This is a genomic window from Chryseobacterium vrystaatense, from assembly GCF_000737765.1.
Classification (GTDB): Bacteria; Bacteroidota; Bacteroidia; order Flavobacteriales; family Weeksellaceae; genus Chryseobacterium; species Chryseobacterium vrystaatense.
This window is the reverse complement of the sequence record NZ_JPRI01000001.1, coordinates 886800-913282: the sequence shown is the minus strand read 5'-3', so window position 1 is coordinate 913282 and position 26483 is coordinate 886800. Positions and strand designations below refer to the sequence as shown.

Annotated in this window: 25 protein-coding genes; 13 read left to right on the top strand and 12 right to left on the bottom strand. The window is 36.9% G+C overall.

From position 1 onward, the window contains the following. Positions 1-25: 25 nt before the first annotated feature. Positions 26-1243 (bottom strand): PQQ-dependent sugar dehydrogenase, encoded by a 1218-nt coding sequence (locus IW16_RS04235; protein ID WP_034739983.1) that lies wholly within the window; start codon positions 1241-1243, stop codon positions 26-28. 107 nt (positions 1244-1350) lie between these two features. Between IW16_RS04235 and IW16_RS04230 the strand changes: the two genes are divergently transcribed. From IW16_RS04230 to uvrB, 3 genes are all read left to right on the top strand, one after another. Next, positions 1351-1722, top strand: coding sequence for a BlaI/MecI/CopY family transcriptional regulator (locus tag IW16_RS04230; RefSeq protein WP_034739981.1), 372 nt, complete (start codon positions 1351-1353; stop codon positions 1720-1722). A gap of 2 nt (positions 1723-1724) precedes the next feature. After that, positions 1725-3152, top strand: coding sequence for a M56 family metallopeptidase (locus IW16_RS25590; protein ID WP_084694489.1), 1428 nt, complete (start codon positions 1725-1727; stop codon positions 3150-3152). Positions 3153-3303: 151 nt separating this feature from the next. After that, positions 3304-5292 (top strand): excinuclease ABC subunit UvrB, encoded by a 1989-nt coding sequence (gene uvrB / locus IW16_RS04220; protein ID WP_034739979.1) that lies wholly within the window; start codon positions 3304-3306, stop codon positions 5290-5292. A gap of 88 nt (positions 5293-5380) precedes the next feature. Here the strand turns inward: uvrB and IW16_RS04215 are convergent, their stop codons facing one another. From IW16_RS04215 to IW16_RS04200, 4 genes are all read right to left on the bottom strand, one after another. Then, positions 5381-5608 (bottom strand): DUF3820 family protein, encoded by a 228-nt coding sequence (locus IW16_RS04215; RefSeq protein WP_034739977.1) that lies wholly within the window; start codon positions 5606-5608, stop codon positions 5381-5383. Positions 5609-5615: 7 nt separating this feature from the next. Beyond that, entirely contained in the window at positions 5616-6707 is a 1092-nt protein-coding gene (locus tag IW16_RS04210; protein WP_034739975.1) for an AI-2E family transporter, read from the bottom strand. Positions 6708-6718: 11 nt separating this feature from the next. Continuing rightward, complete coding sequence (locus IW16_RS04205; RefSeq protein WP_034739973.1) at positions 6719-7456, bottom strand: hypothetical protein; 738 nt, start codon at positions 7454-7456, stop codon at positions 6719-6721. 72 nt (positions 7457-7528) lie between these two features. Further along, complete coding sequence (locus tag IW16_RS04200) at positions 7529-8251, bottom strand: hypothetical protein (protein ID WP_034739972.1); 723 nt, start codon at positions 8249-8251, stop codon at positions 7529-7531. A 47-nt stretch (positions 8252-8298) separates the two neighbouring features. Between IW16_RS04200 and IW16_RS04195 the strand changes: the two genes are divergently transcribed. Next, complete coding sequence (locus tag IW16_RS04195) at positions 8299-9276, top strand: aminodeoxychorismate synthase component I (RefSeq protein WP_034739970.1); 978 nt, start codon at positions 8299-8301, stop codon at positions 9274-9276. Then, complete coding sequence (locus IW16_RS04190; protein WP_034739967.1) at positions 9260-9886, top strand: aminotransferase class IV; 627 nt, start codon at positions 9260-9262, stop codon at positions 9884-9886. Before IW16_RS04195 ends, IW16_RS04190 begins: the two co-directional genes overlap by 17 nt. Here the strand turns inward: IW16_RS04190 and menD are convergent. Next, positions 9883-11559 (bottom strand): 2-succinyl-5-enolpyruvyl-6-hydroxy-3-cyclohexene-1-carboxylic-acid synthase, encoded by a 1677-nt coding sequence (gene menD / locus IW16_RS04185; RefSeq protein WP_034739964.1) that lies wholly within the window; start codon positions 11557-11559, stop codon positions 9883-9885. The genes IW16_RS04190 and menD overlap by 4 nt on opposite strands. Positions 11560-11643: 84 nt before the next feature. Here menD and IW16_RS04180 point away from each other — a divergent pair, with 84 nt between their 5' ends. Next, a complete protein-coding gene (locus tag IW16_RS04180) occupies positions 11644-12594 on the top strand; it encodes an isopenicillin N synthase family dioxygenase (protein WP_034739962.1) in 951 nt (316 codons plus the stop codon). A 97-nt stretch (positions 12595-12691) separates the two neighbouring features. Here IW16_RS04180 and IW16_RS26425 read toward each other — a convergent pair whose 3' ends face one another. Continuing rightward, complete coding sequence (locus tag IW16_RS26425) at positions 12692-12880, bottom strand: hypothetical protein (protein ID WP_131327834.1); 189 nt, start codon at positions 12878-12880, stop codon at positions 12692-12694. 23 nt (positions 12881-12903) lie between these two features. Next, entirely contained in the window at positions 12904-13176 is a 273-nt protein-coding gene (locus IW16_RS04175) for a hypothetical protein (RefSeq protein WP_034739960.1), read from the bottom strand. A gap of 255 nt (positions 13177-13431) precedes the next feature. On the opposite strand from IW16_RS04175, the gene IW16_RS26520 reads away from it, so the two are divergent. Both IW16_RS26520 and IW16_RS26515 read left to right on the top strand, forming a co-directional pair. Next, the gene (locus IW16_RS26520; RefSeq protein WP_165571953.1) at positions 13432-13593 is read left to right on the top strand and encodes a bacteriocin-like protein; all 162 of its coding nucleotides are present in this window, start codon (positions 13432-13434) and stop codon (positions 13591-13593) included. Positions 13594-13712: 119 nt separating this feature from the next. Beyond that, positions 13713-13883 carry a bacteriocin-like protein gene (locus IW16_RS26515; RefSeq protein WP_165571952.1) on the top strand — a complete coding sequence of 57 codons (171 nt, stop codon included), beginning with the start codon at positions 13713-13715 and terminating at the stop codon, positions 13881-13883. A gap of 88 nt (positions 13884-13971) precedes the next feature. Here the strand turns inward: IW16_RS26515 and IW16_RS04165 are convergent, their stop codons facing one another. Continuing rightward, the gene (locus IW16_RS04165; protein ID WP_034739955.1) at positions 13972-15018 is read right to left on the bottom strand and encodes a PA0069 family radical SAM protein; all 1047 of its coding nucleotides are present in this window, start codon (positions 15016-15018) and stop codon (positions 13972-13974) included. A gap of 124 nt (positions 15019-15142) precedes the next feature. Further along, complete coding sequence (locus tag IW16_RS04160; protein ID WP_034739952.1) at positions 15143-15337, bottom strand: hypothetical protein; 195 nt, start codon at positions 15335-15337, stop codon at positions 15143-15145. Positions 15338-15510: 173 nt separating this feature from the next. On the opposite strand from IW16_RS04160, the gene IW16_RS04155 reads away from it, so the two are divergent. After that, positions 15511-15861: a hypothetical protein gene (locus IW16_RS04155; RefSeq protein ID WP_034739950.1), complete on the top strand. Its 351-nt coding sequence runs from the start codon at positions 15511-15513 to the stop codon at positions 15859-15861. 72 nt (positions 15862-15933) lie between these two features. On the opposite strand, the gene IW16_RS04150 is transcribed toward IW16_RS04155, so the two are convergent. Both IW16_RS04150 and IW16_RS04145 read right to left on the bottom strand, forming a co-directional pair. Continuing rightward, the gene (locus IW16_RS04150) at positions 15934-18588 is read right to left on the bottom strand and encodes a hypothetical protein (RefSeq protein ID WP_034739948.1); all 2655 of its coding nucleotides are present in this window, start codon (positions 18586-18588) and stop codon (positions 15934-15936) included. 36 nt (positions 18589-18624) lie between these two features. Beyond that, positions 18625-19422 carry a DUF2797 domain-containing protein gene (locus IW16_RS04145; RefSeq protein ID WP_034739945.1) on the bottom strand — a complete coding sequence of 266 codons (798 nt, stop codon included), beginning with the start codon at positions 19420-19422 and terminating at the stop codon, positions 18625-18627. A gap of 86 nt (positions 19423-19508) precedes the next feature. Here IW16_RS04145 and IW16_RS04140 point away from each other — a divergent pair, with 86 nt between their 5' ends. The 4 genes from IW16_RS04140 (at position 19509) to IW16_RS04125 (ending at position 26463) form a co-directional block, all read left to right on the top strand. After that, positions 19509-20531 (top strand): GDP-mannose 4,6-dehydratase, encoded by a 1023-nt coding sequence (locus IW16_RS04140; protein ID WP_034739943.1) that lies wholly within the window; start codon positions 19509-19511, stop codon positions 20529-20531. 142 nt (positions 20532-20673) lie between these two features. Then, on the top strand, positions 20674-20895 hold the full coding sequence (locus IW16_RS04135) for a DUF2795 domain-containing protein (protein WP_002662059.1): 222 nt from the start codon (positions 20674-20676) through the stop codon (positions 20893-20895). A gap of 126 nt (positions 20896-21021) precedes the next feature. Then, a complete protein-coding gene (secA, locus tag IW16_RS04130) occupies positions 21022-24096 on the top strand; it encodes a preprotein translocase subunit SecA (protein ID WP_034739941.1) in 3075 nt (1024 codons plus the stop codon). 153 nt (positions 24097-24249) lie between these two features. Continuing rightward, a complete protein-coding gene (locus IW16_RS04125) occupies positions 24250-26463 on the top strand; it encodes a TonB-dependent siderophore receptor (RefSeq protein ID WP_034739940.1) in 2214 nt (737 codons plus the stop codon). Positions 26464-26483 lie beyond the last annotated feature (20 nt).

Sequence of the window (26483 nt, the reverse complement as noted above, 5' to 3'; positions counted from 1 at the left end):
CTCCAGGAAATTTCTGGAGCTTTTTTTATTTTTCCGAGATCTTATAAAGCTTTCCGCTATCTGTGACAGCATAAAGGTTCCCATCCATACCATCGAGAACATCTCTGAAACGTTCTTTCTGATCAGCAAGCAGACGTTCCTCCCCTATCACTTTATTGTCTTTCATAACGATCCTGTTAATATGCTCGCCACTAAGACACCCAATAATAAGATTTCCTTTCCATTCTTCAATATTTCCGGTATAAAAAGTAACACCACTTGGAGAGATTACAGGATCCCAATAGTAAACAGGCTGCTCTGTACCTTCTTTTTGTGTAATTCCACTTCCTACTTTTGCTCCGGAATATTCAATTCCATAAGTTACATCTCCCCAACCGTAATTTTTCCCGGGTTGTATCAGGTTAATTTCATCGCCTCCTCTCGGCCCCATTTCAACATCCCAAAGCGCTCCATTTGGATCAATAGCCATTCCCTGTGGATTTCTCACACCGTAGGCATAAATTTCAGGTTTATATCCCTTTTTACCGATGAATGGATTTCCGGGAGCCGGTTTTCCCTCTTTAGTTATTTTTAATATTTTCCCTAAATAATTATCCGTCTTCTGAGCATAGACTCTGGTTTCTTTATCAGACCTTTCGCCGGTACTTACAAATAAATTTCCGTCTTTATCAAACGCCAGCCTGCTTCCATAGTGCTTATCTCCGTCATAGGACGGTTCTGCACGGAAAATAACTTTGACAGCCGAAATGTTTTTCAGATCTGCTGAGAGTTTTCCTTTCGCTACGGAAGTCAGATTTCCTTCTCCAAAAGGTTCAGAGAAACTGAAATAGATGATATTATTGGATTTAAAATCCGGGTCGAGTGCCACATCCAGCATTCCTCCCTGCCCTTTTGAGTCAACTTTTGGAAAACCCTCAATCTTAGAAACGTTTTTCCCATCGGTAGAAACTACGTTCATATGACCGTTCTTGTCAGTAATGAGAAATCTTCCATCCGGTAGATTGATCATTCCCCAAGGTCTTCCAAGATCTTTATTCAGAACTTCCACCTGATAAGCCGTCGTAGTTTTCACCGCTTTAATCCTTGTCTGCCCTTTAAAGGCAGGTTTATAGTTTGTATTAGGTTTTTCGGTTTCTACGCTTGCGTCATTTCCCGCCTGCTGGGCATTTGCACTGTTCTTATTACAAGAGGATAAAAGAAAGAACACACTGAGCAATGGTACGTAAAGATGATTGAATTTCATAATGTTGTAATTAGGTGGTAAAAAGATAAATAGAAAAATAATGTTATAAAAATTTGCAGGTATAAATTTTTATTCTACATTTGTAGAACAAATTACAACATTGTAGAATGAAAGAAATAAAATTAACCGATTCCGAGAAGAATCTTATGGAAATCCTTTGGGAAAGAAAACGTATTTTCATGAAAGATATCCTTGATTCTTATCCGGAACCCAAACCAGCAGCAACGACGATAGCCACGCTCCTGAAAAGGATGCAGAACAAAGATCTGGTAGGCTATACATTGTATGGAAATTCCCGTGAATACTATCCAAAAGTAGAAAAGGGGGAATATTTCAACGAGGAAATGACCTCTATGATTGACCGTTTTTTCAACAGCTCAGTGAATCAGTTTGCTTCTTTTTTCACCTCTAACGCAAAATTCAGTCAAAAGCAGCTGAAAGAACTCCGAGATATAATAGACCAACAGATAAAAGAATAACAATGCTTACTATTATTCTAAAAATAATCCTGTGTTCTTCAATATTCATTGCTGTATACTATCTGTTTTTGGAAAGAGAAAAAATGTATAAGTTCAATCGGTTTTACTTATTGTCTTCCCTTATTCTTTCTTATGTGATACCATTTATATCGATCACGGTACAGTTACCAAAACCAGAAAATAAGTCTGAAATCATTTTTGAAGAGGCAGCACAGCAGATCATATACACACAGCCTGTTCAGGAAAGTTTTGACTGGATGAATATGATGTGGATAATGTACATAACAGTTACTTTATTCTTTCTGATAAAAAGTGTCCTGTCTATCCGGGCACTAAAAAAACTACAGGGAAAAAAGCAGATTTACCAAAACCAAAAGGTCATCATAACAAAAGAAAATCTGGCACCTTTCAGCTTTTGGAATACCATTTATTTAGGGGAAGAGTATATCAAAAATAACGTCATTGATCCGAGAATTTTCCTTCATGAGAAAAGCCATCTTGATCAGAAGCACAGTTTCGATCTTATTCTAATGGATATTTTAAAAGTGTTTACATGGTTTAATCCTGCTTTATTTCTTTATAAAAAATCAATCATTACCAATCATGAATTCCTGGCAGATGAAGCTGTTCTGGAGAAAAGATACAACATTAAGGATTATCAGAATTTAATCCTTGACGAGATTATAATCAGCCAGAATATGGCACTTACCCATTCACTTAATTTTAACAATACCAAAAAACGATTTATTATGATGACAGCAAAAAAATCTAAATTTATTCTAGTGAAAAAAACAGTCGGCATAACAGCCTTCATTGCTGCAACGGCACTATTTGCAGAAAGAACATACGCTACAAGCCCTGCGCTCACAACAGAAAAAGCAGACAGCGGCATGAAAAATTACAAATCTTCTGATTTTTCAAATGCTGCGATTGACCGGAATACAGAATCAGTAAAAACCTCACAACCCAACAATACCAGTGTTGTTCCATACAATTATTTCGAAAAAACAACAGAGGAAAACCCAGGTACTGTGGGAATTAAAAAGGAATACATCCCACTTAGCAAACCAACACAGGCAGATAATAATGAAGGTAAAAACACAAATATCAGTAACAACACGAATCAAAACTCTACTGAAGCAGAATATCCGGGTGGAAAAGCGGCTTTAAGAAAAAAAATAGGTCTCACATTCGATACAAGCTCTATACAATCCAAGAAAGGAACTATCAGTTCAACCGCATATATCCATATTGACGAGACAGGAAAAGCAACAAATGTAACAGCCACAGGTGATGACGAAATCTTTACCAAAGAGTTTATCAGAACAGCTACATTAATAAGTAATGAAATAACATGGAAACCCGCTACTAAAGACGGAAAAGCAATAGCCTCCATATATAAACTGCCGGCAACAATGACTTTTCAGTAAGATAGATTAATAAGAGCGCTATAAGTTTAGCGCTTTTTTATTTTGTATACATTCCAAATAGATGAAAAATTTCCTATTAAAGCTGTCATCTTCAAATACTTTATGAAGGCTAAAAATTTCTTTCGTATTTTTGTTGTATACATCATGTCCTATGAACTTTAATCTTCAATCAGAATATAAACCGACAGGCGACCAGCCGCAAGCCATTGAAAAACTTACCAAAGGAATAGAAATTGGGGAGAAGTACCAAACCCTGCTGGGTGTGACAGGATCCGGGAAAACCTTTACAGTTGCCAACCTTGTACAAAATGTGCAAAGACCTACTATTGTCATGGCTCACAACAAAACACTGGCAGCACAGCTTTTCATGGAATTTAAAGAATTCTTCCCTGAAAATGCTGTAGAATATTTTGTAAGTTATTACGACTATTACCAACCGGAAGCATACATTGCAACAACCGGAACCTATATCGAAAAAGACCTGAGTATCAATGAAGAAGTTGAAAAACTTCGTCTTTCAGCTATTGCAAGTTTACTATCCGGAAGACGAGATGTTTTAATTGTCGCTTCAGTATCCTGCATCTATGGTGTTGGGAATCCCGCAGAGTTTCACAAGTCATTGATATCAATTGCTACTGGTGAAAAGGTAACAAGAACCGCTTTTCTACACTCTCTAGTTAATGCTTTGTATTCCAGAACATTAAGCGACTTTCAACGGGGTACATTCAGAGTAAAGGGAGATGTCATAGATGTATTTCCTGCCTATGCAGATAATGCTGTGAGAATTCAGTTTTACGGTGATGAGATTGAAAAGATTCAGAGTTTTGATCCTGTTTCAGGCAATGTTACAGCCAGCTTTGACCAAATTCAGATCTATCCTGCAAACCTTTTTGTTACTTCAAAAGAAACACTGAACGGGGCCATTAAAAATATTCAGGATGATATGGTGAAGCAGGTGGATTTCTTTAGCGAAATAGGAAAGCCACTGGAAGCCAAACGACTACAGGAACGAACCGAGCTCGATCTGGAAATGATCAAAGAACTTGGATATTGCTCCGGGATTGAAAACTATTCCCGCTATCTGGATGGCAGACTTCCCGGTTCAAGACCTTTCTGCCTGCTGGATTACTTTCCGAAGGATTACCTGATGGTTATCGATGAAAGCCACGTTACAGTACCTCAGGTACATGCCATGTACGGTGGTGACAGAAGCAGAAAAGAGGCTTTGGTAGAATATGGATTCCGACTTCCTGCTGCAATGGACAACAGACCCTTGAAATTTGAGGAGTATGAATCTATTCAAAACCAGGTAATTTATGTTTCCGCAACACCAGCTGATTATGAGCTTGAGAAAACAGGTGGAGAATATATAGAACAGATCATTCGTCCTACAGGCCTTCTGGATCCTGTAATCGAGATAAGACCCAGCATAAACCAAATCGATGATCTCATGGAAGAGATCCGAAAAAGAGCTGATATAGACGAAAGAGTTCTTGTTACGACTTTAACAAAAAAAATGGCCGAGGAGCTTACAAAATATTTTACAAAGTTTGGGATCAGGACCCGTTATATTCACTCTGATGTAGAGACACTGGAGCGTATTCAAATCATGCATGATCTCCGCGTAGGACTTTTTGATGTCTTGATTGGAGTAAATCTATTGAGGGAAGGCTTGGACTTACCTGAAGTTTCCTTGGTTGCCATCCTTGATGCCGACAAAGAAGGAATGCTAAGAAGCAGAAGATCAATGATTCAGACGGTCGGTCGTGCGGCAAGAAATCTTAACGGGAAAGCTATTTTGTATGCTGATAAAATGACAAAATCCATGCAGGCAACGATAGATGAAACAAGTTATCGTCGCGAAAAGCAGATCAAATACAACAAAGAACATAATAAAGTTCCAACCGCTTTAAATAAAAAGATATCTGAAAATCTGGTCGGAAGAAGCAAAGACTTCCCGGATCCAAAATATACTCAGAAAGAGATTCTTCAGAAAGCAGCGGAAACAAAAGCCAGTTATGGAGATGAAGACATTGAAAAAATAATTGGTCAGAAACAAAAAGAAATGGAAGCAGCAGCTAAAAATCTTGACTTTATTAAAGCTGCCAAGCTTAGGGATGAGATCGCAGCCTTGAAATAATAATGTTAATTGATATAATTAAATAATTAGGGCGGCATCTTCGATGCCGCCCTAAATTATACTATTTCTTATAAAAAAATATAATCTCCTATCGTAAAGAAGCCCTGATCGGGATCAAAAGCTCCATTAGCCCATTCAGCTTAATCTCATAAACTGTTGCAAGCTGCATTCCTAATTTTCCAGCAGGCATTCCCTTCCTGTTAAACCATTCCAGGTAACTTATCGGAAGATCAGCAAGCACGGTTCCCTGATATTTTCCAAAAGGCATCTTGGCGATGCAGATTTCTTTTAATATTTCTGAATTGACTCCTTCCACTTTATCTCTATATAATTAAATTAGCTCTACTTCTCTCATCGTTATCATTATCCGGTAACTGTAGTTCAGGTGGGGTATCTTCATCAGAAAATTCATTCCTGTAAATCTGAATAAGCAATAAGGTAAACGAGATAAGGATTGGACCGAAAATAAGCCCCATAAAACCAAATAGATTCATCCCCATAATAATTCCGAATACGGTATTCAGCGGATGAATATTTTCCAATTTTTTTAACAGCGTAAAACGGAGCAGATTATCAGTAAGACCTACAACAACTAAACAATAGGCAGCGAGTCCAAGTCCCTGACCGGTATTTCCTTCAGCGATCATAAAGATACACACCGGAACATAGACAATAGCCGCACCTACAACGGGAATCATAGAAGCCGCAGCCGTAAGCGCAAAAAGAAGGACAGGACTTGGTGCTCCAAAGATAAAGTATCCTATAAGTCCTACAATTCCCTGCCCTAACGCCACAACCGGAATTCCGATCGCATTGGCCATAATCAGTTTTCTCAGTTTTTCGCCAATCAAAGAAATATTAGCTCTTTTCAATGGCGCAGAAGAACTCAGGATCCTTTCAAACAACCTTGGACTTGCCAACATGAAATAAAGAATAAAATACATGGACATCACCACAGTCAGGGTATTAAAAGTTCCGCTTAACGCCGAAGTGGAAACCTTCCCGGCAGAACTCTTTACTTTATCAATATTTTCTTTGCTGAGAATATTAAAATTGGTTTTCGTGTAGATATAGTCATGGATTTTATCCAGAAACACATTGAATTTAGTCATATAAGCCTGAGCATTGCCTAATTTCTCGATCAGTAAATCTGCTATAAAATAAATCGGAAGAATAAGAATGATAAGACTTGCCAGCATCAGCACAAGCGCCGCAAGCCATGGTTTCCATTTTTTTTCTTCCTGAAGATAGAAATTGTACCTTCGGCAAACAACATAGATGGTGATTGCTCCGAGCACTGAAGGTATAAACAGTGATAGGTTAAAGCAGATCAAGCCAGTCAGTACTAGAATTATCGCCAGCAGAGCAACCTGTTTGATTGCAACACTGCTTATCTGTTTATCCTTATTCATCATCTGTTATTTTTTTATTTTTTAAATTCGATTTGTCTCGGCTTTCCTAAAAAGGCGCAATAAGCAGAATACATCACAATCATCATGAATGGTGCTGTGGCAATAATACCAATACCGCACAGTATAATTCCGGCAATAGAGATTAATCCGCCCACGACAGTTATTCCAAGAAACGTTCCATAATTTTCTTTTGCAATATTGAAAGACTTTCCTAGAGCTTCAGTAGCTGATGCATTTTCAAATAATAAGATCGGATAACCCAACAAAAGGAAAGGGTAAATAAAGATGAAAGGGAAGAAACACAATGTCATCGCAACACTTGATATAATCCCTGAGATAATACTGTAAATAAGTATATTCACAAAATTCTGCTTGTATCCGATAAACAGATCCGCAAAATCGATCTGACTTTTCGTATTATACTTATTCACAATGTAGATCAATCCTACATACAATGGGGCCAACAAGATCCCTAAAAGACCTGACAGTGAAAGATAGAGCGAAAATCCCGGAATATTCCAGTAGCTAAAGTTTGAATAATCTCCACCCGTTTCATTCATTTCTTCCATCATAGAAGCGGAATTGAATCCACTGACCGCCTGAATGATGAAACTTGCAATAATGTAAATTACCATCGCTGCAATTCCGTAAAGGAAAACTCCTTTATACATTTCAAAAGAATGCGAAATAATAGATCCCGTATCTTTGTTTGGAACGGACCCCTGCTGGTCAAATTCGTTAAATTCTGACATAGTTTAATATTTAATGATTTTCACCAAAATTAACTTTTTTTGGCAGAAAAACATATTAAACATGCTTAAAATTTAACTTTTTTCGGAGAAAGCTGTTTTGTACAATGAGTAAATCATGGCATTCCAAAAAGGAAAAGTAAACAGACCTCCAATAAAAAACAGCATAAAGCCAATGTATTTAAAGAAGACTGCTACAATGACGCATACCAGTATTTCCAGAAAATATTTTCTCAACGCCTGTATACTCAATGGGATGGCCTCAAAAATCCTCTTATTTGCGAAAAACATCAAAGGGGCTACAAAGATGGTAACAAATACCCAGATGACCGCTAAAATAATGGTTTGAAGGGTGTAAATATAGACGAATGACCAGAAAATATAAAAACCGATGTATTTAAAAAAGTTAAAACCATTATATCCTACAAGCAGATCACCCAGTTCTAATTTTTCATTGGTATCAATTTTTCTGTAAATCTGATAAAATCCTATGTTGAGGGGATAGAGAAAAATAGAAGTCCCTATAATCGCCCAGGAAAAATATTGAAATCCCGGACTAGACTGCATTTTTACAATCTGAGCAGAATATGCTTCCATTCCATCTTTTGCATATTGGGCCGCTTCAGCATACTGTGCTAAAATTCCATACTTTCCATCAAAGAAGAAAAACACGGTGAAAAATATTCCAAAATAAAAAATTGAAAATATTAACTGGTATAAAAGGGTCTTATTCCAGTAGAAAAAAGCCTGCTTCAATATAAAATCTATTCCCGGTTTCTGAGGATATCTGCTCTGCATCAAAAAAATTTTACACAAAAGTAATCATCATTAGTTATTTTTGCAGGATGTTTTCAATGAATCATCAAAAATTTATGGAAATGGACGAGCTTTCTCTCCAGAAGGTCCCGTTCTTTTTCATGATCGACTTCCTTTCGGAGAATGTACAGGTGTACCGAGAAAATGAAATTGAAAAATCAGGTTTATTAATTGATTTTCAAAGCTTTTCAAACGCAGAACAGAAACACAATCTTAATAAAAATATTGAATGGGAGGCTTTTCCGGAGACGCTGGAAAGCTTTAAAGCAGGATTTGACAAAGTTCAGAAAAATATTCATCTGGGAAATTCTTATCTTACAAATTATACCAGAAAGACTGAAGTTAAGACGAATTTAAGCCTTGAAGAAATTTTTTATCATTCAATTGCGAAGTACAAAGTGTTTTGTAAAGATTTTTTTGTATTTTTTTCTCCTGAAACTTTTGTGAAAATTATAGACGGTAAAATCTTAACCTATCCCATGAAAGGTACTATTGATGCATCCCTGGAAAATGCAGCAGAAGTATTGAAAAATGATAAAAAAGAAAAAGCAGAGCATTATACTGTAGTGGATCTTCTTCGGAACGATCTCAGTATGGTAGCAGATCATGTAAAAGTTGACCAGTTCCAACATATAGAGCTCATCAGAACACAACAAAAGGATTTGTATGCCATGAGTTCTGAAATTTCAGGAATATTAAAACCTGAATTTGCAGGAAAAGTGGGGAGCATCATGAAAAGACTGCTTCCTGCCGGATCAATTCTTGGAGCTCCCAAACCCAAAACGCTGGAAATAATTTTAGAGGCAGAAGGATACGACAGAGGATATTATACCGGAGTATGTGGCTGGTTTGATGGTGAAAACCTGGACAGCTGCGTGATGATAAGATTTATTGAAAAAGAGGAAGACAGACTTTATTTCAAAAGCGGTGGCGGTATCACACACATGAGCAAGTTAGAAGACGAATATCAGGAAATGAAAAATAAAATCTATGTCCCAATTCATTGAAAGCATAAAGGTAGAAGATCAGGATATTTTCCTTTTGGAACTACATCAGAAACGCGTTAACCAGACATTTGCCCATTTCGGAAAAGAGGGCTCTATTGATCTGGGTAAGATCTTCAAAAACCTTGAGCATGACGAAGACGGTCTTTTCAAGCTGAGACTCTCCTATGATCTTGACAAAAGAATCCGGACACAAATGATCCCGTACGCAATCCCGGAGATACAAAGCTTCCAGCTGGTTGAAAATAACATCTTCGACTATTCTTTCAAATTTGAGGACCGAAAGGAACTGGAGAAAATGAAAATGAAATCCAAAGCAGAAGAGATCATTATTGTCAAAAACAATCATATCACGGATACTTCTTTTTCCAATATTCTTTTCCTTAAAGGTAAAGACTGGTTTACACCGGCCACCTATCTTCTTAATGGGGTACAGAGACAGAATCTCCTCAAGCAGAAGAAAATAAAAGAAGCTGAAGTCACTCTTCAGAACATTAAGCAGTTTTCTCATTTCCAACTGATTAATGCCCTGAATGACTTTGATGATATGTTTATTTATCCTATTGACAAGATTAACAATCTTCCTGGGAACGAAGAATATCTGGACTTTTAGTTTTCTTTCATAAATTCGAAGTAGGCCTTCTGAACATCTGCACTGTTTTTTCCGTAAGTATTCACTTCCAGGATCTTCGGCTGCAGGTCAGGTTTGAAGAAATTCTCCAGAACTCTGTCTAAGGTAGGCTCATCTTCAACTTTAATATAAGAAAACCCGAAATGTTTTGCAAGGTGCTCAGCATGCTTACGATGCTTGGTCGCTATAAATTCATCCAAAGTATTTGGATTGGCATTTCCGGGTCCAGGAATGATCTTAAAGATATTTCCTTCCCCATTATTGAATATAATAATTCTTACAAATGGGGGAATATACTGATTCCAAAGCCCGTTGATATCATAAAAGAACGCTAAATCACCTGTAATAAGCAGCGTTGGATTCGAATTTTTTATGGCAAACCCCATCGCTGTAGAAGTAGAACCGTCTATACCGCTGGTTCCCCTGTTACAGTACATTTTTCTCTTTCCAAAATCAAACAGCTGAGCATATCGTATCGCTGAAGAATTACTGAAATGGATATTATAATTTTCAGGGATCGTTTGCGAAGCTTTATTAAAGAAATAAAAATCCGAAAATTCAGCTTTGTTCAGGAACAGCTCATGCTTTGCATCCTTTTTATCTCTTAAAACATCCCAAAGGTTAAAATAAGGCCTTGGTTCAAGATTAATAAATTTCAACAGTTTGGAAAAGAAGACCTCCGGTTTTACCTCTATTTTTTCTGTCAGAGAGAAATAAGTATCCGGCTGCCAAACTTCATCAAGGTGCCAGTGTTGTTTTGGACGTGCTTTTCTAAGGAACTGCTTTACTTTCTTAGACACTACGTTTTGTCCTATTGTAATCAGCAGGTCCGGTGCATACTTTTTATAGTCTTCCTCCGTGAAATTAAAGATGTAGCGGTCAATATGCCTGAAAAACTTTTCATGGTACAGATTAGAGTTGGCTTCGCTCAAAACAACAACAGAATGATTTTTCACAAGCTGTGTCAATTGATTTTCCAGCTCCGGGCTGTAATCTCTTGTACCCACCAAAAGCATAATTCTTTGAGAGGTATACCAGTCAGCAATTAAGTTGGAAGGAACCTCATACTCTTTATGCCTGATTGTTTTTTCAACGGTCGGGAAAGAAGGCAGTTCGGAAACCAACTCATACAAGGGCTCTTCCAGGGGAATATTGATATGTACAGGTCCCTGTTTTTCAAAACAAAGCTCAATTGCTTTTTTAATAATGTCAAAATTAATATCTTCTGCATTCTCTTTGCCATCTTCCAGAAGCTGGAAATCACCATAAGAATGCTGATGAAAAATATCCTTCTGTCGGATGGTCTGCCCGTCAAAAATATCTACAAAGTCTGTAGGCCTGTCTGCAGTCAGAATCAAAAGAGGGACATTCTGGTAAAAAGCTTCTGTAACAGCCGGGTAATAATTGGCCACTGCAGAACCACTGGTACAGGTTATCGCCACAGGTTTCTTCTCACTTTTCGCCATTCCTATTCCTACAAAAGCGGCGCTTCTCTCATCCACAATACTGTAACAGTTGAAGGCATCAATTTCTGAAAAATGAATCGCCAGAGGTGCATTTCTGGATCCCGGAGAAATGATGACATCTGAAATTCCGTACTGCTGAAGAAGATGGGCAAGTATCTGAATACTTCTCTTTGAAGAATATTTTTTCATACAGCAAATTTAACTGATAAATACTTATTTTAAAATCATTTCATTCAAAAAAAATGTAATTTTGTACTTCGTAAATTTCTAAAAATGGATAAAATACCTAGTGTAGACCTGCGTGATTTCCTTTCGGACAACCCGGAACGCAAACAGAAATTTGTAAATGAAATCGGAAAAGCTTATGAAGAAATTGGTTTTGTGGCCTTAAAAGGCCATTTTCTAGATGACCAATTGGTAGAAGGTTTGTATGGAGAAGTGAAAAACTTTTTTGAACTTCCAACGGAAACCAAACAGAAGTATGAGATTCCAGGAATTGGAGGCCAGAGAGGTTATGTAGGATTCGGTAAAGAAACTGCAAAAGGCTTCAAAAAAGGAGACCTCAAAGAATTTTGGCATTTTGGACAATATGTGTCTGATGATTCAAAATACAAACAGGAATATCCTGACAACGTCATCGTTGACGAGCTTCCAAAATTTAATGAAGTAGGTAAAGAAACCTACCAGATGCTTGAAAAAACAGGGAAGTCTGTTTTAAGAGCTTTGGCTTTGTATCTTGGCTTGGATGAGTTTTATTTTGATGATAAAATCGCAGAAGGAAACTCTATCTTAAGACCCATTCACTATCCGCCAATTACTCAGGAGCCTGATGATGCGGTAAGAGCAGCGGCTCACGGAGACATCAACCTGATTACTCTTCTGATGGGATCTCAGGGAAAAGGCCTACAGGTTCAAAACCATAATGGCGAATGGATAGATGCTATTGCAGAACCGGATGAATTGGTGATCAACGTTGGAGATATGCTGTCAAGACATACCAACAACAAGTTGAAATCAACGATCCACCGAGTAGTCAATCCTCCAAGAGAATTATGGGGAACTTCAAGATATTCCATTCCTTTCTTTATGCATCCGGTAAGCGGAATGTCTTTAAATGCTCTTGAAAACTGTATTGACGAAAACAACCCTAAGCTGTATGAAGATACTACAGCCGGAGAGTTTTTACATGAAAGACTTATAGAATTAGGACTTATCAAAAAATAATATAAAAAAAGTCAATAATTGGTCTGTACTCTGGTTTTCAACGTTTCGTTGCAGCCATCAGATCAATTATTGACTTTAATTTTATCTCAGTGACGACTTAGAATCCCAGTCCGCACGGCATCCGTTCACATGACATGCCACAACTGTTAAACCGGTAACATCCTGTCCCCATATTATTCAGTTCTGCACACGGATCTTCGAAGGTATCTCTTATTTCAAAGCAGTTTCTTGATCCTCCACTGAGTTTTTTCATGGCACTTCGCCCAATTTTCTTTAAATTTCTCATAGTTATCGTCCGTTTTAATTAATTTATCCTGTTATACAGTAAAATTCCGGACACGGAGTAGTCTGAGTAAAGGTTCCCCATGGGCATATACATGTATAGGTATCACCTCCATCATTGCCACCGCCACCGCCGGTTCCCGGATCTACATAAGGAACGCATTTACCTCCAGAACAGATTTGCCCTGGCCGACAACCTCCTGCTCCAGGTCCTTCGCCTTCAAAACAGAAGGCTGGTGTCAAATCTCCGGCAGAAATTCTCTTTTGGTCTCCCCGGGAAAGTCTTTTTAAATTTTTCATAGTTTTTTGTTTTTCGATGTTTCCTACTCTATCAGCTTTTCGGATACCGCTTTGTTTAATTTAAAATTAATTATTTTTCACTAATAACCAAAGTTTTAAGTAAATTTATTCACCACATAATGAAATTATAATGATACTTTTTAATCCTTTTCTGAGTGGTTCATATTCCTAATACCATAAAATCTACCACATTTTATTTTAGTTAAGAAAAAATAATTATCTTTATTCCACTATCAAATTTTTAATTAAAACAATATGAAAAATCTAAAAAAACTAGACAAAGGACAGTTAAAAAGCATCTCCGGAGCAGGTGCAATAAAACTTCCGGAACCTGATTTCTGTATGTATTACTGCAATGGCACCGTAGTGTGCGCAACATGTAGTGACGATTTTAAATGTCCTGACAATACGATGTAGTATTGAAAAGTTAAAAAGAATAATGAAACCGTTTCTTTTGGAAGCGGTTTTATCTTATTGAAATGAACCAAACACTGTTCACTGAACACCATTTTTTAATAACCAATAACAAAAGTCATATGAAAAATTTAAAAAAACTGAGTAAAAACAAATTAAAAACTATTTCAGGAGCAATAAGTTATCCTTTTCAGGGAGAGTGCTTTTATGTCTGTGCTGATGGAATTAATTACCGGGCCTTGTGCCGCAGTGAATTCATTTGCCCTGATGGAGAGCAACCTGTAATTTATTAAAAACATTATTAATAATATAACAGATACTTCCCCAAGAGGGCGGTATCTGTTATTTACAGACAAAAATATAATTCCGTAAAATCTTTAACTAATCGAAAAGTTTTAACTGTTGATCTTTAGCTCCAGTGAAATTTTTACTTAAAAGTTTAGGAAATTCTCTGCCTTCAAAAAACCTCTTTCTGCCGATCTTAAAGGTCGTATGAATCATTTCAGCAATATTACCCTCTCCTCTCTGCCTTTCAAAATATCTTTTGTCACCAAGCTTTCCACCACGCATAGAACGGATCAGATTCAGAACTTTTTCAGCTCTGTCCGGGAAATGAGACTGTATCCAATTGACAAAAACAGGCTCTACTGTATCATTCAATCGGACAAGGGTATATCCAAAACTTAGTGCTCCTGCATCCGAAACAGCTTTCAAAATATTTAGAGGCTCATCACTATTCAAGCCGGGAATAATGGGAGCCACCATAACATGAACCGGAATTTGATTTTCGGTGAGAACTTCTATTGCCTTTAATTTATTTGGCGCTGAGCTTGTACGCGGTTCCATCTTCCGTCTAAGATCCTCATTAATAGTTGGAATACTTAAAGAAACGGAAACCAAATTCTGCTCCGCCAAAGGTTTTAAAATATCCAGATCCCTGAGAACAAGTGCGTTTTTTGTCAGAATATTGACAGGATGTCTATAATCCAGACAGACCTGAAGCAGTTTTCGGGTAATTTCAAACTGCCTTTCTGCAGGCTGATAACAGTCAGTGTTTCCAGATAGAAGAATTGGAGCTGGCTTATAGCCCCTTTTCTGAAAAAATTTCTCCAAAAGTTCGGGAGCATTTTTCTTTACCATGATCTTTCTTTCAAAATCGATTCCTGCACTATATCCCCAATATTCGTGTGTAGGTCTTGCAAAGCAATAGGAACATCCGTGTTCACATCCCTGATAAGGATTCATAGAATATTCCATTGGAAGGTCCCCGCTTTTTACCTGATTGACAATGCTTTTTGGAAAAACTTCTGTAAAAGAGGTTTTTACCGTTTCGAAATCTTCATCTTCCGGCTCATAGGTATACCGGTCGAAACGATTATTAACGTTCCGCTGCGCTCCTTGCCCTTTTATGAAATTTTCGTTCTGCATCAGAATGTAAAATTATAATGGAATTTTTACAAAATAATGATTTTTAACACTAAAGTTATCAACATAAAAAATCCGGCCTCTTAAAAAGGAGCCGGATTTCAACATAATTAAATATATTCTTTTACTACTTCAGTGCATAAAATTCCACTCCATGATATTCATCTTCATGGTTTTTTTCATCAAAATGTCTGTGATAATCCGAATAGGTATCACTATATTTTTTATCTTTTTTAGTCAATATCTTTTTTAATCCAATAAAACCTAATACTGCCAAAAGACCAACTCCTCCTGCCAGTAAAACGCCAACTTCTTTTTTCATATTTTGTCCGATTTATTAGTGTAGCTACTGCAAAAAGTATACCTATTTTATTCTTTTAAATTATAAATTTTGTTAACATTGAACATTATCTCAATGGATACTGTAATTGATTTTTTTATTAAATTCAGCAGATTAATGGTTTAATTATTGTAGTAAACTTAAAAAATAATATTATGGATAATTCAGAATATACCGATAGAATGACCACTTTAAGCCAGGTTATGAAAACCCTTTCGGAAAGGGGAATACATAGAGAGTTCAGAATGAATAAAGACTGCGAAATGAAGTTTGAAAACTCAGAAAAAGTATATCAGCCTTCTGAGCTTACCATTTTAAAAACATACCGTTTTGAAGGCGACAGCAATCCCGATGACAGCGCGGTATTATATGTAGTAAAAGATAATGCAGGAAACCGGGGAATGATCATTGATTCTTACGGAGCAGACAGCAACTATCCCGGTGAAAAATTTGATGAATTTCTACGCGATATTCCCGTTCAGGAAAGCGATGAATTTAATTTCTAAATTCCATCAAGGTAAAACAAAGCAAACCCTGTCTTATTTTACCATAAACAGGCATTAAAATATAGCCCGAAACTATTCAGTTTCGGGTTTTTCTTTTTTACCGAAAACATTTTTCAGAAATCCTTTCTTTTCTTTTTTCTCTTCTTCCGGCTTAGGCTCCTGTTTTTTTGATTTTATGTCCTGCTTGATTTCTTTAACGGTCTGCTTGACTTCCTTGACAGAAGAAACCGCCTTTTTTACTGTTTTTTCAGTTTTCTCTACATTCTTTCCAATCAGAGTCTTCTTCAATCCCTGCTCAATTCCTTTCCAAAAAAGATTGAAAAATGATTTTGTAGGATCACGTTCAACATTTTCTACAGCCACAGCTTCAGGAAACTTTCCGGAATCAGATCTTATAAAAAGATTCGCAACGGCCGTCAGCACCCCTTTTTTCTCATGATTATTCTTATTTAAAACCGCAATTTTAAGATCTTTATGTTTCAGGTTGAATGTTCCATGAAGCCCTGCAGGATTTCCTTTGAAATTAAACAGCATTTCCTGAATAGTCCCGGCAGTTGCCGTTACATGAAGATAAGGTCTGATAAACGGATTAATCCCGCTTGCCGGAAGATTGGCTGTTTTTCCTGAAATAGCGAAATTATCATTGTGATCAGCCACATCAAAACTCCAGTTCACTGAAAGCGGTGCCTGATTCATAAATGAACAGTTTATCTTAATATCAACTTTTGTAGACTTTCCTTTCGCTTTGGCAGAATTAAGATTTTTAACATTCATATTAAAGTTGCCAAAAGTTAGCTTTCCGGGCCCAGCACTTTCCGGGGTATCTTCCTCATAAACCAAAACAGAATTTTTGAGATCAAGATTGTTGACCGTCATTGGAATTTTGATGGAGCGGAGCAGCTTAGAATAAAGTGGTTTCACTTTCGGATCGTCATTCGGGATTTTACTTCTGAAAATATTAGCATCAGCGGCAAGAACGGTTACATGAGAAGCGTGAATGGATTTATTATTCGAAAACAGATCCCATGTTCCATCTGCATTGATTTGCGACACTTTAATATCATACAGGTCCCGTTCAACCGGAATCATTTTGATAAACTGCGCTCTTGAAACGAGAGGCTTCATTACAAAATTATTAACCTGAATTTTATTTTTATTTAATTTTAAAAGACCGGCACTTAAATTATAAAATGGTGTTCTGTAAGCAAAATTACGCGTTGTAAGAAAATAATCTTTCACCTTGAAAGAAAGCCCCTGATTATTGGAATTCGGTCCTATTTCTAAAGTATTTACAGTTGCGTTCAGATCATGAAATGCGAGCGGCTGTTTTCCCTTATCATAAATGATATTGGAATTTTTAAGGGACATTTTCCGAACTATGACCGAGTTGATAAGTCCAGGTCCAGGATTCTTTTTAGGTTTGTTTACACCTGCTTTAATAGTTCCGCTTACATTTTCAACCAAAACATCTTTAAGGTCCAGATTAAGTTTCTTTTTAAAAAATTCAAGTTTGTTGATATTAAAAGCAATATGTCCTGTTTTTAAATCCATTGAACCTTTTCCACTTTCAGGAGCTCCCGGAGATACTGTCACATTTCTGATTTCACCGCTTTTAGGATTGACCGCAATGCTTTCAGCCATAAAGTCCTGATGATTTGAATAGTGGATATCTCTTGCTGAAAATTGAAAATCTTTATACCCGACAGGGATCACTTCCTCTGCCGTTACCTTATCAAATTTTAACTGATTGATTTTTAAATTCAGGGTGTTTGCAGAAATCAACCTGCTCCCGTTAGGCTGAGTTACTAAAACAGCAGCATTGTTAAACTTTATATTTTCCAGATTAAGCTCAAAATTTAGCTTTTTATCTGTTTTTTTTGGTTTTACTCCAGCATTATACACCTTAAATACTGGGTTTTGAAAATCAGCATTGGTAAGTGAAATTTTATTTTTTGCTAAAACAATGTCTTTAAAGTCCATTTTAGGAATTGAAAATTCAAACAGTTTCGATTTTTGAGGATAAAACCTTTTAAACTGATCAAAAGACAAAAGTGGTGTCAGTCTGAAATTCCCAACTGACATTTGCCCATCTGACGTTGTAATCGTATTGATTGTAATGGCATAAACATTGTCAGGGCGGAAGAAAAAACTCTTCCCTTTGATATCATAGCGGTCAAAAACAATGGGAAGCCTGTCTTCTACAGATTCTTCTGTCATCTGCAGGTTTTCTACAAAAAGATCAAGTTCCTGAACAGATAAAAACTTTTGTTTTGTATGCTTGAAAATATTGATTGTTCCTCTGTGAATGCGTATGTTTTCAAAGAGAACCGGATTTTTTTTCTTTCCGGTTTTACGGTCTCTTGGTTTTGCGAGACTGATATTCAGGTTAGGATTAGCCAAAAGAAGATCCGATGAGCTGATTCTCTTATTAAAGATAGCATCATAGATCCCAAAACGACTGATTTTCAAAGTATCAATCGTTCCCTGAAGACCGATAACATTGATGTTTTGAGGATCTTTACTGTTTACTGTAATTCCTGCTGCAAAAATATTTCCCGAACCCAAGTCTACATCCAGCGTTTTATAGGAAACCTTATAATCTGTATTCTTCTTAATATAATCCGGAAGTTGGGTTTTAAGCCATATATTCAGTCCGAAATTCGCGGCAAGAAGAATGAGCAGCAAAATTCCCAGACTTATTAATAACTTTTTGACCCATTTTTTCATATTTTGGATTTGGTGGTTGTTATCTTAAATATAAGATTAATTTTTAATCTCCAGTTCAATTACATAACCTTCGTGCCCTCTCACATTCATAAAATCTGCTCCGTCAAAACTAAGGTACTGTCCTTTAATTCCTGTAAGCTTTCCTGTAAATTCCGGTTTTTTGTCCAATGTAAATGAGGTCACCTTAGCAGGCTTTTCAAAAGGATAGTCAAACCTCCACAAATCTTCACCTTCACTGTAAAATTTCTGAAAATCTTCGGGGAAATACTGCCTGATCTTTTGTTGAAAGTCAGCCAAATCCATTTCTCCTTCAAAATCATCCTGAAGCATTTTTCTCCAATTGGTTTTGTCGGGAAGATGTTCTTTTAAGGCTACTTCTATCATTCCTGCCTCATAACGGTTCTCTGTTCTGGCAATTGGCAGTGCAAAGGTAGCTCCCTGATCAATCCATCTGGTTGGGATTTGGGTATTCCTTGTTACCCCAACTTTTACGTCGCCTGTGTATGCAAGATATACAGTATGAGGCTGCAGCTGGATTTGTTTTTCTACTTCCAGATCACGTTCGGCAACTCCTAAATGGGCAGTAGAAAGCTCAGGACGAATGATTGTATCACTCGCATATGGACTTTCAAAGAAACAGCTTTTACAGAACCCCATTCTATAAATAGCTTTGTTTTCGCCGCAGTTGACACACTGAAATCCAATATGTTTTATACGAAGTTCTTTTCCGAACAGCTCATTCATATGGATAAGATCTCCTGAAAGATTTAGATAATACTGGATCGGCTGTGCATCATAGCTCGTCATTTTTAAAATTTGCCCTTGAAACTGCATACTGTTTATATTACTTTTTTAAGTAAATTTAATGATTATATTTTCAAAAAGTAAATTTATATTTTTGTGCCACTAAAAAATCACAAATGACTTATCTTGTAACAGGGGGAAGCGGATTTATCGGTTCTCATTTAATAGAAAAATTATTAAGAAATGGACATTCTGTCATAAACGTTGACAATTTTGATGATTTCTATAATTATCAGATAAAAATTAAAAACACTTTAGAGTCTATTGATAAAAATTCTGATTTTGATTTTTCGGACAAAGAGACCGATATCAAAAATTTAATCCTCCTTTCCAAGTCAGCTGCATATCAGATGTATTATCAGGATATCCGTGATAAAGAGGGACTTGAGAACATTTTTAAAAATCACAGGATCGACCTTGTTATTCATCTTGCTGCACTGGCTGGCGTACGCCCTTCCATTGAAAGACCACTGGAATATGAAGAAGTGAATGTGCGGGGCAGCATGAATCTTTGGGAACTCTGCAGGGAATTCAAAATCAACAAGTTCATATGTGCATCTTCATCAAGCGTTTATGGCAACAATGAGAAAATACCTTTTGCAGAAACCGACAATGTAGACCATCCTATTTCACCTTATGCTGCAACAAAAAAGAGTGGCGAAATCATAGGACATGTTTACCATAATTTATACGACATAGACATGATCCAACTTCGGTTTTTTACGGTTTATGGCCCAAGACAGAGACCAGATCTTGCTATTCACAAATTCACACAACTCATCTCAGATGGTCACGAAATCCCGTTTTACGGTGACGGAAACACGGCAAGAGATTATACTTATATTGATGATATCACTGAGGGGATTACGAAATCTATTCATTATCTGGAGACTCATTCCGGGATCTATGAAATCATTAACCTTGGAGGAAGTGAAGTGGTCGCTTTATCAGAAATGGTTGCTGCCATAGAAAAAGCTCTGGGAATTTCTGCCACAAAGAAAATTCTGCCAATGCAGCCTGGAGATGTCCTGAAAACCAATGCAGATATAGCAAAAGCTAGGACATTAATAGGTTACAAACCAGACACAGACTTCCAAAATGGCATAAAAAAATTTGTGGAATGGTTTTTGAGAAAATGACATCATATAAGTTGTCAGTACAGCCGTAATGCGGTCTACGACGGGCAATGAACAAAAATTAATCAAAAAGAATTGAAAATCAAGTGTAAAAAAGCGTTTAATATAAGCTAATTTTATACTTTTGCAAAAAAAATCAGAAATTATGTACTGGACATTAGAACTAGCCTCCTATTTAAGTGACGCACCTTGGCCAATGACAAAAGCAGAACTTATTGACTATGCAATCAGAACTGGTGCACCAATGGAAGTAGTAGAAAACCTTCAGGCTATTGAAGACGAAGGTGAGATCTATGAATCTATCGAAGAGGTATGGAGTGACTATCCTACCGACGAGGATTTCCTTTGGAACGAAGACGAATATTAATTAAAGCAATAAGCTTTAAGCAGTGTGCTTAGAGCTTATTTGCCCTTTTTTATATATAAAATTCACACGATAAGCGTGTCAGTAAAACGCTTAAGGCATTTACTTTAAGCATAAAGCAAAAAATTTATGAGTTTTTTAAACAAAGTTCTTAAAGGGTTTTTGGGAGACAAAAAAGCGCAGGACCTAAAAGAAGTAAAAAAAGTTGTAACAAAAATCAAAGCTGTTGAGCCAAACATCCAGCAATTGTCTGATGATGGTTTGAGAGAAAAAACTGCTGAGTTTAAAGAAAATATTAAATCTGCAACCAGCAAAATAACAGCTCAGATAGATCAGATAAAAGAGCAGGTAAAAAATTCAGCTAACGTAGATGAAAAAGAAGCCCTTTTCACAAAAATTGAGGCTCTTAAGAAAGAATCATACGATATTGAAGAGAAAGTTCTTGGCCAAATCCTTCCTGAAGCTTTTGCATTGGTAAAAGAAACAGCGAGAAGATGGGCTCAGAATGGAGAAATCCGTACTAAAGCTACTGACTGGGACAGACAATTGGCTGCTGCAGGTAAAGATTTCGTAGAAATCCAGGGAGATCAGGCTGTTTGGAAAAACTCATGGGATGCTGCCGGAACACCTGTTAACTGGGATATGGTTCATTATGATGTTCAGTTTATCGGAGGGGTTATTCTTCACAGCGGTAAGATCACAGAAATGGCTACCGGTGAAGGTAAAACCTTAGTAGGAACATTACCTATATATTTAAATGCTCTTCCGGAAAGAGGGGTCCACGTAGTAACGGTAAATGATTATCTTGCGAAAAGAGACTCCGCATGGATGGGACCATTGTACCAGTTCCATGGAATGTCTATCGACTGTATCGATAACCACCAACCTAACTCAGACGGAAGAAGAAAAGCATACAACTCAGATATTACTTACGGAACAAATAACGAATTTGGCTTCGATTACCTGAGAGATAACATGGTAACTTCACCTTCAGAATTGGTACAGAGAGAATTGAACTTTGCCATTGTGGATGAGGTTGACTCTGTATTGGTAGATGATGCAAGAACACCATTGATCATTTCCGGTCCTGTACCTCAGGGTGACAGACAGGAATTCGATTTGTTGAAGCCATCTATTGACAGAATCGTCGAGGTTCAAAAGAAAACGGTTTCTGCCATTTTCAATGAAGCTAAAAAATTAATTTCTGCAGGAAACACCAAAGAAGGAGGATTCAAACTACTTCAGGCCTACAGAGGTTTACCAAAAAACAGACAGTTAATCAAGTTCTTATCAGAAAGCGGAAACAGAGCCTTACTTCAAAAAGTTGAGGGTCAGTATATGCAGGATAACAACCGTGATATGCCTATTGTAGATAAAGACCTTTACTTTGTCATCGAAGAAAAGAACAATCAGGTGGATCTTACAGACAAAGGTGTTGAATACATGTCTCAAGGAAACTCTGATCAAAACTTTTTCGTTCTTCCTGATATCGGAACTGAGATTGCTGAAGTTGAAGCTAAAAATTTAACTAAAGAAGAAGAATTCGAGGCTAAGGAAAAACTTTTCAGTGATTTTGCTGAAAAATCTGAGCGAGTTCATACGATGAGCCAGTTACTGAAAGCCTATACATTATTTGAGAAAGATGATGAGTATGTAGTGATTGACGGCGAGGTAAAAATCGTTGATGAGCAGACAGGACGTATCATGGAAGGAAGACGTTATTCAGACGGACTTCACCAGGCGATCGAAGCGAAAGAAAACGTAAAAATTGAGGCGGCAACCCAAACTTTTGCAACAGTGACACTTCAGAATTATTTCCGTATGTACAATAAGCTTGCGGGGATGACGGGTACTGCTGAAACAGAGGCTGGAGAACTTTGGGAAATCTACAAATTAGATGTTGTAGTTATTCCTACCAACCGTCCTATCATAAGACATGACAAACAGGATTTAGTTTTCAAAACTAACAGAGAAAAATATAATGCTGTAATTGAAGAAATTGAAAAATTAACAGCAGCAAAAAGACCGGTACTTGTAGGTACTACGTCTGTTGAAATTTCTCAGTTACTTTCAAAAGCACTTCAGTTAAGAAAAATTCCTCATCAGGTATTGAATGCGAAACTTCACAAGAAGGAAGCAGAAATTGTAGCTGGAGCAGGACAGCCAGGTGCTGTAACGATTGCTACCAACATGGCGGGTCGTGGTACCGATATTAAACTTTCTAAAGAAGTAAAAGAAGCGGGAGGTTTAGCCATTATCGGTACAGAAAGACACGATTCAAGACGTGTTGACAGACAGCTTAGAGGTAGAGCAGGACGTCAGGGAGATCCAGGAAGTTCTCAGTTCTACGTATCGCTTGAAGATAATCTAATGCGTCTGTTCGGTTCTGAGAGAATTGCAAAAATGATGGACAAAATGGGTCATAAAGAAGGTGAAGTCATTCAGCATTCTATGATCAGCAAGTCTATTGAAAGAGCTCAGAAAAAAGTAGAGGAAAATAACTTCGGGATCAGAAAGAGACTTCTTGAGTATGATGATGTAATGAACAAGCAGCGTGATGTGATCTATAAGAGAAGAAAGAATGCTCTTTTTGGTGATCACCTGAAGTATGACATTACGAACATGATCTTCGACGTTTCCAATTCAATTGTAACAAAAGGAAAAGCTACAGGAAACTATAAAGATTTTGAATTTGATATTATTAAATTCTTCACAATGGAATCTCCTGTCTCTGAAAATGATTTCAAGACTAAGCAGGTTCCGGAATTGACAGATCTTGTTTTCAAAGCAGCTCAGGAAGATTACAGAATGAAACTGAACCTACTGAAAGAGAAATCATTCCCTATCATTGAGAATGTATATCAGAATCAGGGTTCAATGTTCAAAATGATCCAGGTGCCTTTCACAGACGGACACAAAACAATGACTATTGTAGCTGACCTTAAAGAAGCTTTTGATACTCAGTGTGAAAGTCTGATCAATGATTTTGAAAAGAATATCACGTTATCGATTATCGACGAAAACTGGAAACTTCACCTTCGTGAAATGGATGACCTGAGAAGATCTTCTCAAGGTGCCGTTTACGAACAGAAAGATCCATTGGTGATTTACAAACAGGAATCGTTCCACTTATTCAGTGAAATGGTTGACAAAATGAACAAAGAAATTATTTCTTTCTTATACAAAGGAGAAATTCCAGCTTAAGAAATTAATAATAAAATCTCATAAAAACCCCGCTTTAGCACTAGCTGAAGCGGGGTTTTGTTATTCAGTACTTAGCAATTTCATGATAAATATCAATTCCGTTATTTATTTAGAACAATTAAAAACAATATATTTGCAAAAAATTTGGCTTTCATGAAAAATGTACTGATCTGTGCCTCATTGTTGGGTTCTATACTGGTTTTATCTCAGGAAAAGGATTCAACAGCCTTAAAAAGCATTGATGAAGTGATCATCAATACCTATGTCAAAAAAGACAGTGAGTATTCCAATAAGATGCCTTTGAAGGCGATCGAAAATCCACAAGTTTACTCGAGCGTAGATAAAGTAATTTTAGAAAATCAGGGAATTTTTACTGTTGATGATGCTTTCAAGAACATTACAGGTCTGCAGACTATGTGGACTTCCAACGGAAGAGCTGGTGACGGGGGTGCTTATGTAAGTTTAAGAGGATTTGTATCTGCCAACTCATTGAGAAATGGAGTTTTGGGAGCTGTAACAAGTACGATAGACGCTGTCAACCTTGAAAAGCTTGAAGTTCTAAAAGGTCCATCAGGAACATTATTCGGAAGTTTACTGACCAGTTATGGAGGTGTTATCAACCGTGTAACGAAAAAACCTTTTGAAACATTTGGAGGCAGTGTAAGTTTAGCTGGCGGAAGCTACGATACTTACAGAGCTGCTGTTGATATCAACACTCCCCTTACCAATGATAAGACACTTTTATTCCGTTTAAACTCAGCCTATACCAATGAGGGCACATTCCAGACGGAGGGTTTCAGAAGAAATCTGGCTATTGCTCCAAGCTTAAGCTATAAGCCTACAGACCGATTAAGTATTAATCTGGATATGGAATTATTCCAAATGAAAAGTATGAGCGATCAGACTTTTTTCTTTTATTCAGGAAAATATTTACAGCAGGTTAATAATATCAAAGACCTTAACCTGGATTACAAAAATTCATATTTAGGAAAAGACCTTACCAATACAGGAAGAAGCATCAATTTCTTTGGGCAGGTACAATATAAAATCTCCAATTCAATTACGTCTACCACTAATTTCAGCAGTTCTTCGAGTTATTCTGACGGATTTATGCCTTATCTGTATTTTTCTGGTGATGAGGCTTCCAGTATGTTCAGAAGTGATCAGTCGACCAGAGACAGCAGAAAAAAATCAATTAATTTCCAGCAGAACTTCAACGGCGATTTTAAAATTGGAAACTTAAGAAACCGTGTTGTTTTAGGATTTGATTACTTAAGGATCAACAATAATCAGAATTTCTATGATGTGAACGGCTTTGATAAAAACGATGAAGATAAGTCTGTACCCGTACCATTACATCAGGCTGGTTTTAACTATGCTAACTTCAATGGAACGGCACTTCAGGCCATGTATAATACTATGGCTGGAAATGAAAAGCCATACATTAACAGAGGAATACAGGAAAATTATGCAATGTATATTTCCAATGTACTGAATATCACCAGTACTTTAAATGTATTGATGGCATTGCGTGTTGATAGCTTTAACAATCATCCTGGTATTCTAGGTCCTGCAGACCAGGAAGAGTCCAAACAATTCAAACAGACTTTTTTTTCCCCAAAGCTTGGAATCGTTTACGAAGTGATAAAAGATAAAGTTTCTATTTTTGGAAATTATCAGAACAGCTTTAAAAACCTAGCCTTCTATGCTGGCACTGACAAAGTTGTAAGAACACCAACACCAGAACAGGCCAATCAAATGGAAGGAGGGATCAAAACAAGCCTTTTTAATGGAAAGGTATCTTCTACTTTCAGTTACTACAATATCAAAGTAAAAGATGTTTTAAGAAGTGTTCCTACTACAGAGGCTCCTCAGGCACAGATACAGGATGGAACTATTGTAAGCAGAGGAGTTGAACTTGAAGTGAATGCTTATCTGGTAAAAGGGTTTACAATGATTGCCGGTTTTACGTACAATGATTCAAAATATACACAAGCTGATACCTCTGTTATAAATAGAAGACCTAATACATCAGGATCTCCTTATCTGGCAAACCTTTATGCAAGTTATCAGTTTTTAGACGGTAAATTAAAAGGTTTAGGCTTTGGAGTGGGAGCTAATTACGCCAGCGAAAATAAGATCGTTAACAATCTTGAGACTGATTCTGAAACTCACGTCACTACCAACAACGTATTTTCTTTGCCTTCCTATTTCGTACTGAACGCCAGTGCTTACTATGATGCCAAAAAATTCAGAATAGGCGTAAAAGTAGACAATTTCACCAATGAACATTACTGGATCGGATATACGACTGCCAATCCGCAGAAACTCATTAATGCAATGGGAACGCTTACTTATAAATTTTAATCTATTACTTATTTAGACAC

Coding starts and splice junctions, on each gene's coding strand:
- IW16_RS04235 (WP_034739983.1), bottom strand. CDS start 1,243: ATGAAATTCAATCATCTTTACGTACCATTGCTCAGTGTGTTCTTTCTT.
- IW16_RS04230 (WP_034739981.1), top strand. CDS start 1,351: ATGAAAGAAATAAAATTAACCGATTCCGAGAAGAATCTTATGGAAATC.
- IW16_RS25590 (WP_084694489.1), top strand. CDS start 1,725: ATGCTTACTATTATTCTAAAAATAATCCTGTGTTCTTCAATATTCATT.
- uvrB (WP_034739979.1), top strand. CDS start 3,304: ATGAACTTTAATCTTCAATCAGAATATAAACCGACAGGCGACCAGCCG.
- IW16_RS04210 (WP_034739975.1), bottom strand. CDS start 6,707: ATGATGAATAAGGATAAACAGATAAGCAGTGTTGCAATCAAACAGGTT.
- IW16_RS04205 (WP_034739973.1), bottom strand. CDS start 7,456: ATGTCAGAATTTAACGAATTTGACCAGCAGGGGTCCGTTCCAAACAAA.
- IW16_RS04200 (WP_034739972.1), bottom strand. CDS start 8,251: ATGCAGAGCAGATATCCTCAGAAACCGGGAATAGATTTTATATTGAAG.
- IW16_RS04195 (WP_034739970.1), top strand. CDS start 8,299: ATGTTTTCAATGAATCATCAAAAATTTATGGAAATGGACGAGCTTTCT.
- IW16_RS04190 (WP_034739967.1), top strand. CDS start 9,260: ATGTCCCAATTCATTGAAAGCATAAAGGTAGAAGATCAGGATATTTTC.
- menD (WP_034739964.1), bottom strand. CDS start 11,559: ATGAAAAAATATTCTTCAAAGAGAAGTATTCAGATACTTGCCCATCTT.
- IW16_RS04180 (WP_034739962.1), top strand. CDS start 11,644: ATGGATAAAATACCTAGTGTAGACCTGCGTGATTTCCTTTCGGACAAC.
- IW16_RS26425 (WP_131327834.1), bottom strand. CDS start 12,880: ATGAGAAATTTAAAGAAAATTGGGCGAAGTGCCATGAAAAAACTCAGT.
- IW16_RS04175 (WP_034739960.1), bottom strand. CDS start 13,176: ATGAAAAATTTAAAAAGACTTTCCCGGGGAGACCAAAAGAGAATTTCT.
- IW16_RS26520 (WP_165571953.1), top strand. CDS start 13,432: ATGAAAAATCTAAAAAAACTAGACAAAGGACAGTTAAAAAGCATCTCC.
- IW16_RS26515 (WP_165571952.1), top strand. CDS start 13,713: ATGAAAAATTTAAAAAAACTGAGTAAAAACAAATTAAAAACTATTTCA.
- IW16_RS04165 (WP_034739955.1), bottom strand. CDS start 15,018: ATGCAGAACGAAAATTTCATAAAAGGGCAAGGAGCGCAGCGGAACGTT.
- IW16_RS04160 (WP_034739952.1), bottom strand. CDS start 15,337: ATGAAAAAAGAAGTTGGCGTTTTACTGGCAGGAGGAGTTGGTCTTTTG.
- IW16_RS04155 (WP_034739950.1), top strand. CDS start 15,511: ATGGATAATTCAGAATATACCGATAGAATGACCACTTTAAGCCAGGTT.
- IW16_RS04150 (WP_034739948.1), bottom strand. CDS start 18,588: ATGAAAAAATGGGTCAAAAAGTTATTAATAAGTCTGGGAATTTTGCTG.
- IW16_RS04145 (WP_034739945.1), bottom strand. CDS start 19,422: ATGCAGTTTCAAGGGCAAATTTTAAAAATGACGAGCTATGATGCACAG.
- IW16_RS04140 (WP_034739943.1), top strand. CDS start 19,509: ATGACTTATCTTGTAACAGGGGGAAGCGGATTTATCGGTTCTCATTTA.
- IW16_RS04135 (WP_002662059.1), top strand. CDS start 20,674: ATGTACTGGACATTAGAACTAGCCTCCTATTTAAGTGACGCACCTTGG.
- secA (WP_034739941.1), top strand. CDS start 21,022: ATGAGTTTTTTAAACAAAGTTCTTAAAGGGTTTTTGGGAGACAAAAAA.
- IW16_RS04125 (WP_034739940.1), top strand. CDS start 24,250: ATGAAAAATGTACTGATCTGTGCCTCATTGTTGGGTTCTATACTGGTT.